The organism is Parvibaculum sp. (assembly GCF_049671045.1).
In the GTDB taxonomy this organism is placed as follows: domain Bacteria; phylum Pseudomonadota; class Alphaproteobacteria; order Parvibaculales; family Parvibaculaceae; genus Parvibaculum.
The window spans coordinates 1-9043 of sequence record NZ_JBATUH010000066.1 but is presented as its reverse complement, the minus strand read 5'-3'; the positions used below and the strand labels follow the sequence as shown (position 1 = coordinate 9043).

General features: G+C 67.0%; 7 protein-coding genes and 1 pseudogene. 2 read left to right on the top strand and 6 right to left on the bottom strand.

Annotated features, from left to right (window positions below; genetic code table 11):
- The coding region (locus tag WBG82_RS08160) for a hypothetical protein (protein ID WP_424423563.1) at positions 1–1660 on the bottom strand (1660 nt) is incomplete at its 3' end.
- A gap of 230 nt (positions 1661–1890) precedes the next feature.
- Between WBG82_RS08160 and WBG82_RS08155 the strand changes: the two genes are divergently transcribed.
- Complete coding sequence (locus tag WBG82_RS08155; RefSeq protein WP_424423560.1) at positions 1891–2280, top strand: Hpt domain-containing protein; 390 nt, start codon at positions 1891–1893, stop codon at positions 2278–2280.
- Between the two features lie 15 nt (positions 2281–2295).
- On the opposite strand, the gene WBG82_RS08150 is transcribed toward WBG82_RS08155, so the two are convergent.
- The 5 genes from WBG82_RS08150 to WBG82_RS08130 form a co-directional block, all read right to left on the bottom strand.
- Positions 2296–4134, bottom strand: coding sequence for a chloride channel protein (locus tag WBG82_RS08150; protein ID WP_424423558.1), 1839 nt, complete (start codon positions 4132–4134; stop codon positions 2296–2298).
- Positions 4131–5279, bottom strand: coding sequence for an NAD(P)/FAD-dependent oxidoreductase (locus WBG82_RS08145; RefSeq protein WP_424423556.1), 1149 nt, complete (start codon positions 5277–5279; stop codon positions 4131–4133). The genes WBG82_RS08150 and WBG82_RS08145 overlap by 4 nt, the downstream gene beginning before the upstream one ends.
- Positions 5280–5310: 31 nt before the next feature.
- On the bottom strand, positions 5311–6378 hold the full coding sequence (locus tag WBG82_RS08140; protein ID WP_424423553.1) for a beta-N-acetylglucosaminidase domain-containing protein: 1068 nt from the start codon (positions 6376–6378) through the stop codon (positions 5311–5313).
- Positions 6379–6537: 159 nt separating this feature from the next.
- Entirely contained in the window at positions 6538–6945 is a 408-nt protein-coding gene (locus WBG82_RS08135) for a hypothetical protein (RefSeq protein WP_424423550.1), read from the bottom strand.
- A 218-nt stretch (positions 6946–7163) separates the two neighbouring features.
- Positions 7164–8690 carry an alkaline phosphatase family protein gene (locus WBG82_RS08130; RefSeq protein WP_424423547.1) on the bottom strand — a complete coding sequence of 509 codons (1527 nt, stop codon included), beginning with the start codon at positions 8688–8690 and terminating at the stop codon, positions 7164–7166.
- 246 nt (positions 8691–8936) lie between these two features.
- On the opposite strand from WBG82_RS08130, the pseudogene WBG82_RS08125 reads away from it, so the two are divergent.
- Positions 8937–9043, top strand: a pseudogene (locus tag WBG82_RS08125) (2Fe-2S ferredoxin); the annotation flags it as partial.

Below are 9043 nucleotides of genomic sequence, written 5' to 3'. Positions count from 1 at the left end.
CGACCGCGGGCGACGAGCGGTCGAGCACGCGTGCATGGCGCACCACGATGTCGGCTATGGCGGCGAGCGCCGAAACCTGTTCCTGCAGAACGTGATTGAGCGAGGCCGCGCTTGCCGCGGCTTCGGACGGCATGCGCGCGATGCGGGTCTCGAGTTCGCCCGTCGCCTCGTGAATGGCGCGGCCAGCTTCCCGAGCCGCTCCGCCGAGACGGATCATCGCCGCGTTGAAGCGCTCGGCCGTCAGGTCGCTTTCGGAAATCGCCGTGCCGACGAGATCGCGCAGCTCGTCCGCGCGGGCGGAGAGATCGTTCGTCATCGCCGCCGTCGCGCGCGCGACATCCGTGCTCATGGCCGTCATGGCGGAACGCAGATGCTCCGTCGCCTTGCCGATCGTTTCGGCCGCTGCCCGGCCCACATCATCGCTCAGCGCGACGGTCGCGGATTTGAGTTCATCGACGGTCACGCCGATGGCGCGCGTCGCCGCGCCTGCCGACCGGCTCACCGTGCCCGAGGCTTCGCTCATCTCGCTCACCGCGCGCAGAATGTCGGCCGACACCGCTTCGCTGAGCGCCTCGGCCCGCTCGGCGGCATTGTCGAATGTCGCATTGAGGCGCTCGGCAAGGTCGGCGGCGGCGCGGCCGATCTCGCGCGCGCGTTCACTCATGGCCGTATCGGCGGCGAGCATCTGGTCGCGATGGGCATCGAAAACGGCTTCGAGGCGTTCGCGCTCGGCTTCGAGCTTCGCGGCGGCCTCGGCGATCACCTGACGCTGGTTGTCATAGCGCTGGGCGAGCACATCGGCCTTGGCGAGCGCCGTCGTGGCCACGACCTCGAGGCGGGACGCCTGGCGATCAAGCGTCGAGGCGGTGGCGTCGGCGCCCGCGCGCGCGGCCTCGCTGACGCGGGCAAGCGCCTCGGTCTGTTCGATCATGCGGGCGCCCGCGTCTTGAAGCGTCGCTTCGGCCTCGCCGATAAGCGCATGGGCGGCGGCGGCCTGATCGCGCAGCCCGCGCGAAATCGTGTCGCTCTCGCTGCCCAGCGCGCGCGAGATTTCGAGAAGATTGTCGCGGTGGCGGCCGAGCAGGTCTTCCATGGTGCGGGTGCGCGCTTCCGCCCGCTCCGTGCCACGGTCGATCGTCTCAAGCTCCTGCGCGACGAGGGTGCTGAGCCGGGTGGTTTCGGCCAGCGCCTCGGCAAGTCCCGCCTTCAAGCCGTCGAGTTCCCTGCGAATGGTCTGGGAGACGGCTTCGATTTCTCCGCTTGCGGCGTCGGCGGGATCGGTCAGGCGGATCGCCGTCTGCGCGAGCGCATCGGCCATGAGGCGCATCTCCTGCCCGCGCCAGACGGCAAAGGCGGTGATCCAGACGAGGAGGACGGGGATCGACGAAGCGATGGCGAGAACGGTCATCTCGCCGCGCGAAATTCCGTCAAGGCCCTCGGTGCCGTAAAGGCCCCAGACATAGGCCGCCATGATGCCGAGGCAGAAGAGCGTCGCCACGGCCGCGCTTGCGGGAATGGTTTTCGAGGGGCGCCGCGCGATCAGCCGGTACAGCGCGCCGGCGGTCGGCGAATCCTCGTTCGCCGCCTGCACGGGACGATCGACCGTGCCCGCTTCGTTCACGGTTTCGGGCGCTTTGGGCGCCAGTTCCAGAGTTTTCATGGGAGTCCCCGCTTCCGCACCCCTTTGCGTTTCAGCGTGTCGGATGGTGGCGGCGCCGTCAACCTGCGCTGGCCCATTCGTGTGATCCGGCATGCATAAGCGGCAGTTGTTAACCCGTTGTTGACCATAAATCGAGATGCGCCGCCGCATCCGGCGCAGGCAGTTTACGCTTCGGTACGGGGTTGGGGCCTAGTCTCGACGGTGCATCCGGGTTGCAGAGGGGACGAGCGATGAAAGCGGCAGGAACAGCGGCTGTGGGCGGCGCGGGGGATTTCGCCGCCGGCGAGGAACGGGACGCGCAGCGTCCGCTCGATCTCGTTCATCTTTCGCGTTACACGCTCGGCAACCGCGGCCTCGAGGCTGAATTGCTCGGCCTCTTTCGTGTCCAGGCCGAACTCTATGCCGAACGGCTCGCCACGGCGGAGAGCGACAAGGACTGGAAGGACACGGCGCACAGCCTCAAGGGGTCGGCCAGAGGGCTCGGCGCATGGGAACTCGGCGATCTTGCGGAGACGGCCGAGCATATGGCGTCCGATCCCGCCGCGCGCGCCCTCATGGTGGCGCAGATCCGGAGCGCCATTGGCGCCGTCAATCTCTTCATCGACGAGCTGATGGCCTGAGGAGTTGATCCGTTCTCAGACGTTCTTCGTCGGCACGAGCGGGAAGACTTCCTGCCCGAGCTCAGTGCCGCGCTGGCGCTCGAGTTCCTGTGTGTAGCGCCTGAGCGCATAAGCCTCGGTGAGATAGCCGACGACGTGGAGGTTCTCCACATTGTCGAGCACGGGCAGCGTCTCGACCTCGGCTGCCTCGAAGCGGTTAAGCGCGATGCGCAGGTTTTCGTTCCGCAGAAGATAATAACCGCGGCCCTTGGCGAGATCGCCGGCGACGAGCCCCGCCGCCGCATCGGTCAGGTCGGGGTCGTGCACGACCGCCATATCGACAATGCCGCAATATCGGCCCGTCTCGTCCACGGCGAAAACGCGCGTCGCTGCGCCGAGCGGCAGCATGTCGCGGAGCTTCAGCAGCGGCATGCCGACAGGCACGGTGAAAGGATCGGCGCGCATCATGCGCCCGACGGTGAGGTCGGCGATCCAGCCGACATCATGCGCGCCCGTGATCGGCACGCCGCGCAGGTGGAAGCGCCAGGTGGAGAAGGAATAGCCGAAAGTGAGCCGCGTGACCGTCGAGGCCATGACCACGGCAACGAGCACGCCCATGGTGACGGGAAAGCTGCCCGTGCCTTCGAGCACCAGCAGCACCATGGTCACGGGCGCGCCGATGATCGCGGCGGCGACGGCGCCCATGCCGGCGAGCATCAGGGCGATGCGCTGCGTCTCGAGATCGGGAACGATGAAGATCATGGCTTCGGCCATGACGGCGCCGAGCAGGATGCCGAGAAAGAGCGAGGAACTGAACATGCCGCCGCGCAGGCCCGCGCCGAGCGAGATGGCGGAGGCGGCGAGCTTGCCGAGGAGGAGGGCGGCGACGAGAAGGAAGGTGCGCGAATGCTCGATCTGATACTGGATCGCGCCGTGGCCGCTGCCGAGCACCTGCGGCGAGCCGATCGCAAGCACGCTGAGGAGCGCGCCGCCGACCGCGGGCCGGGCCCATATCGGCAGCCAGCGCAGGGCCCAGTCCGCCCATGTTACCGCCCGCATGGTGAGGATGGAGAAACCCGCGGCACCGATGCCGACAATGGCGAAAAGGAGATAAGTGAAGGGCGTGATGTGAAACTCGGTATCGACGGCGAAGAGCGGCGCCTCGCCACCGAGGATGCGCACGACGAGCGCGCCGGCGAGGGCGGCGATGGCGACGGGCGCGAGCGCGCGCGGCGCATAGGAGCCGAGGATGAGCTCGAAGCCGTAGAAGGCGCCTGCGAGCGGAGCGTTGAAGGCGGCGGCGATGGCCGATGCCGTGCCTGCCGTCACGAAGATGCGGGCATCGTCGCGCCGCAGGCGGAAATATTGCGCGACCCATGAATAGATCGCGGCGCCCATCTGCGTGTAGCCCGCCTCCATGCCGACGGAAGCGCCGGCCGCATTCGACAGCATGGTCGCCACGGTGAGGCGGATCGAATCCGGCATGGACATGCGCCCGCCGAAAAGCGCATTGGCCTCGACCGGGTCGGTGATGTCGGCGGAGCGGTTCTTGCGGATGAAATAGGCGAGAACGCCGAAGATGAGGCCGACGCCGGCGGGCACGAGCGCCAGCCGCCATATGTCGATCGAGGTCTGGGCGCTGAGATAGCTGCCGGGCGCGAGGCCGAAATTGATGTCGTGAAGCGTGTAGACGGCCTCGCGGATGACATAGACGACGAGGCCCACCAGCGCACCGAGCGGCGCGCAGAGAATGATGACGCCTGCCTCCCAGCTCCGAAGCGCGCGTCGGAAAGCGGCATAGCGATAGAAGAGAATGCGGCTGATGATGTGCAGGCGCTGGGCGAGGGACGCGGGGATCGGCGGGCGAAATCTCATGGTGCCTCCCCGAGGAGGCGCGCGCGCACGGTTTCGGCGATGGCGAGCGAGGCGGTGAGGCCGGGGCTTTCGATGCCGAAGAGATTGACGAGACCGGAAAGCCCATGCGCCTCCGGCCCGGAAATGACGAAATCGGACGGTTCTTCGCCGGGGCCGGAAATCTTGGGGCGGATGCCGGAATAGGCGGGTTCGAGCGCGCCGTCCTTCAGCGCCGGCCAATAGAGGCGGATCGCGGCGTAAAACGCTTCGCCGCGCGCGCGATCGACCGTGTAGTCGAAGCTGCCCTTCATGCCGTCATCAGAGGATGCGATCCATTCGACGTCGGGACCGAAGCGCGCCTGACCGCCCAAGTCGAGCGTCAGGTGAACGCCGAGCCCGGCTTGTTCGGGTACGGGATAAATGAGGCGGGAGAAGGGCGCGGGGCCCGACAGCGTGAAATAGTTGCCCTTGGCGAAAAAGACTCGCGGCACATGGTTGGGCCTGAGCCCCTCGATGCGGCGGGCGATCGCGACGGCCGAGAGCCCGGCGCTGTTGACGAGAAGCCGTGTCCTGAGGCGCATGGGCGCGGCCCCGCCGATATCGAGGAGGAAGCCCTGGCCGGCGGCCTCGGCCCGTTCGAGCGGGCTGGCGAATGCGATTGCGCCGCCATGATCCTCCAATTCGCCTCGCAGGCTCAGCATATAGGCGTGGCTGTCGATGATGCCGGTCGAGGGGGAGGCGAGGGCGGCCGTGCAGCGGAGCGCGGGTTCCTCGGCGCGGGCTTGTGCGGCGGAAAGTTCTTCGATGTCGTCGACACCGTTCGCGCGGGCGCGGCGGGCGATCGCTTCCAGCCCGGCGATTTGCGGCTCGTCGGCGGCGACGATGAGCTTGCCGCAAGCCCGGTGGGGGAGGCTCCGGCTTTCGAGATACTCATAGAGCCTGTGGCGCCCCTCGACGCAGAGGCGCGCCTTCAGGCTTCCCGCCGGATAATAGATGCCGGCGTGAATGACCTCGCTGTTTCGCGCCGAGGTTTCGGTGCCGATGGCGGCATGGCGCTCCAGCACGACGACTTCGCGGCCGGCCATCGCGAGCGCGCGGGCGCAGGCAAGGCCGACGGCGCCCGCGCCGACTACGACTGCATCGATCTCGTCGACGCCACTCACCATCCGCCCTCCGGCGAGGGCGCCGCCCGATGGCTCATTGTGCCTCCATCGCGGCCTGGGTGATGCGATAGGCGCCGTCGAGCCAGCGGATGATTTCGCGGGCGGCGGGATGGTCGATGGCGGCGTAGCGGGCGCGGAGCCCGTCGGCCGCCTTGCCCAGCCGGTCGAGCCCCACATCCTGAAGGAAGAGGAGATCGTCGCGGATGAAGGCGGCGAGTTCCGGCCCCGCCACGGTCTCGGCGGCCCGCGCCAGCGCGCGGCCATATTCATAGGCGTCGCCCTCGGCATAGCTCGCCGCGAGCGTCAGCGCCGGGATGCGCGAGAGCACGGGCTGGAGCGCCGGGTTGACGCCATGGGCGGCAAGATGGCCGGCCATCGCCGCCGGCCGGCCGGTGAAGGCGCGGATGTGCAGATATTGGGACATGCGCGGCCCGTCATTGACCGGATAATTGTCCCAGAGCACGGGCTTGCGGCGGAGCGTTTCGCTGACGCGGGCGAGATGGCCCGGCGAGTATTCGCGCGAGCAGACTTCCTCGCCCGTCCAGAAGACATGGATCGCCGGGTCGAGAAGGCGGCCCAGCGTTTCGAGATAGGCGGGCGGGCGCGCGCCGAAGATCCGGTCGAGGATCGGATCGTCCGTGTAATAGCTCGGGCAGACGGTGATGCGGGCGGCCCGCGTCCGCGCGGCTGCCCAATCGACGATCCGCGCCTGCGCCTCGGCGAGATCGGCCTGACTTCCCTGCATGTCGTCGAACAGCAGTCCCAGTTCCTCGACGCCGATGTCGTCGAAGAAGGCGAGCTTGCGGGCCAGCGCCGATTTCGCCTCGGCGTTGAAGTCGCGGTAAATCTCGTAGGGGCTCAACCCGACGCCGAAGCGCACGCTTTGGGCGCGGCATTTGGCGGCAAAGGCGCGGAGGCCTTCAGCCTCGGCCTCGGGGTGCTCTTCCTGCCAGCGGCGGCGGAGAAAGGCGTCGGCCTTCGGCGCATAGAGATAGAAGCCATAGCCATGGGGTTTCAGGAAGACGACGGTTTCGGCGCGCGTCTTCCAGTCCCAGGGTGTGCCGTAAAAGCCTTCGATCAGTCCGAGTTCGGTTTGCGCCATCGCCGTCCGCCCCTCGCATTGCCCATCCAAGGGGTGTGCCGCTTTCGCGCGGGCTTGGCAAGTGGGATGGGCGAATTCGGCCCCGAATAGCGGCCGGTCCTTTCGCCCCGCGCGCAAGAGGCGGGCGAGCGTTCGCCTGTGCCGGAGTTTTCCGCCGCCTCAGCGTCCCTTGACGATCTCGACCGTCTGCACGACGGGCTTTCCATCCGTGCCCTGAACGGTGGTCTTCCACTTGTCGCCCACCTTGTCGCCCTTGAGGACGGCGCAGGCTTCAGGTCCGGGCTGGCCTCCGGGCGTTTCAGGAGTGACGCAGAGCTTGTCACCGTCGAGCCGCCATGTGCCCTTCGCCTCGAAGGAGGTGGGCGAGCCCGCGGGCGTGATCTCGCCGGAGAAAGTGTGATCCCGGTTGTAATAGAGCTTCAGCACCGTGCCGTCGGGCCGCGTTCCGACCATGGTGTTGTCGAAGCGCGGTTCCATGCTGGCGGCGAAGGCGGGCATTGCGAGAGCCGCCGCCGCAACCGTCAGAACCGCAAGTGCCGCGCCGCGCGCGAATGTACCCGCCTTCATACTGACCCCCTGAAACAACCGGTGGCGCAGCCTAGCACGGGCAGGCACGGCGAAAGCAATGGGCGCCTGGATTTTCCTGCCGGTATCGTAAATGCCTGGCGCGGCATGACGGATGCGGAGATGTGGCGGAGTGCCCGCGATCCTTCACAGGGCGAAGACGTGAATGGCCCGCATGAAGCGGGCCATCCGTGACTTCCTTGTGCCTTGCGTTGTCGGCCTCACCACCTTGCCGAGCGGCGCGCGACCGGGCCGTCATCGGTCAGCGCGATATGTGTCAGCGTCTGCTCGTCATGGTTCATGCGCCAGGAGAGCATCTTCTGCGCATATTCGAGAACGACGCGCTGATAGGCGGGATCGTCGGCGCGGTTCACGAATTCGCCGGGGTCCTTTTCGAGATCGAAAAGCAGCGGCGGCAGCTTCGTGAAGTGGATATATTTGAATTTCTCGTCGCGGATCACATTCATCGTGCACTGATGAAGGGTGAGGCCGAGCGCTTTTTCCGCCGCGTCGTCGGCGGGGTCGCGGAAATCGAATTCCCAATGCGCCTCTGTCCGCCAGTTGCGGGGCGCGCCATCCCCCGAGAGGAAGGGCGTCAGCGCCTTGCCGTCGCACTGGACGGGAGTGTCGAGGCGGAGCGCCTCGAGCATGGTCGGCATGATGTCCACATTCTCGGTGAAGCTCGTGACGACCTTGCCGCGCGACTTGTCCCCGCCGGGGCGCGGATCGCGGATGATGAGAGGAATGCGGTAGGAAGCGTCGAAATAGCCGCATTTGCCGAGGAGCCAGTGGTCGCCCATCTGCTCCCCATGGTCGGAGGTGAAGATGATGAGGGTCTTCTCCCAGAGGCCGCGCTCTTTGACGAAGTGAATGAGGCGGCCGATCTCGGCATCGACCTCGCTCATCAGCCCGTAATAGACGGCCTTGAGCCTGCGGAGCTTCTTCTCGTTCGCGGGCGCGCGGAAGAGCCTGCGGGAGAGCTGATGGGCGAGCCACGGGTGCTGGCGGCCTTCCTCATCCGGCGTGGCGCAGCGTGCGAAGCCGGGCACCGATGCCGGATCATACATCGCGTTATAGGGCTCGGGCGCGACGAAGGGTGGATGCGGCCGGAGCAGCGAGAGATGCGCAACGAAGGGCTCGCGCTGGGCGGCGATATAGTCGATGAGGCGATTGACGAGGAAGGCCGTGTCATCCTCGGCCTGCGGATAGAGAAGGGGCTTCGGGTGCGGCGCGCCGTCCTCATAGTCGGGGCCGGAAGCCCGGTGGCCATAGGCGTAGCGGATGTCGTCCGGCACCTCATAGCCGTTGGCCTTGAGATAGTCGGTCCAGGGCGTCGGCCAGGTGCCCATCATGCAGACCGGCCGGATGCCCGGCAGCGGCCCTTCATAGGTTCTGAGCCAGGGGCTTTCCGGGTCTTCCTCGCGCGGGTCCTGGCTCGTATCGGTGTAGCCGAAAAGGACAGGATCGTAGCCGGCCTTCGCCACCACCTTCGCCCAGTTCGTGTGGCGGGCATCGAGCGGCGTTCCGTTGGTGCCGGAGCGGTGGTTCTGCAGATACATGCCGGTGTGGAGCGAGGCGCGCGAGGGGCCGCAGGGAACGGCGTTTGCGTAGTGCCGGCTGAAGGTGACGGCTTCCTTCGCCAGCGCATCGAGGTTCGGCGTCCTGACCGAGGGATGTCCGAGCGCCGAAAGGCACTCGCCGCGCCATTGGTCGGCGGTGATGAAAATGACGTTGAGCGGTTCGCCCATGAAAGGCCTCTCCCCTGATCCTCTCGCTTTGGCAAAACTATGCGCGGGATGGGGCAGGCCTGCAACGAGGGCCCGCGGGGGCGGAGAAGGGCAAGAAGCGGCTTTACCCGGGGCCGTGGGCCATGCTACCTCCCCCCCATGCCGTGAAAGGCTCCGGCCGTGAAAAGCTCCGGCAATTTCTTTCAGCGGCAATTCGAGATCTGCCGGGCCAACCGGCGCGTTCACATTCTTGCAGTCGAGACGGCGATGGCGAAGATCACCTTTAAGGAAAGCAACGGCACGGAACGCACGGTGGAAGCCGAAAACGGCATGACCGTGATGGAAGCGGCCATCAAGAACATGATCCCCGGCAT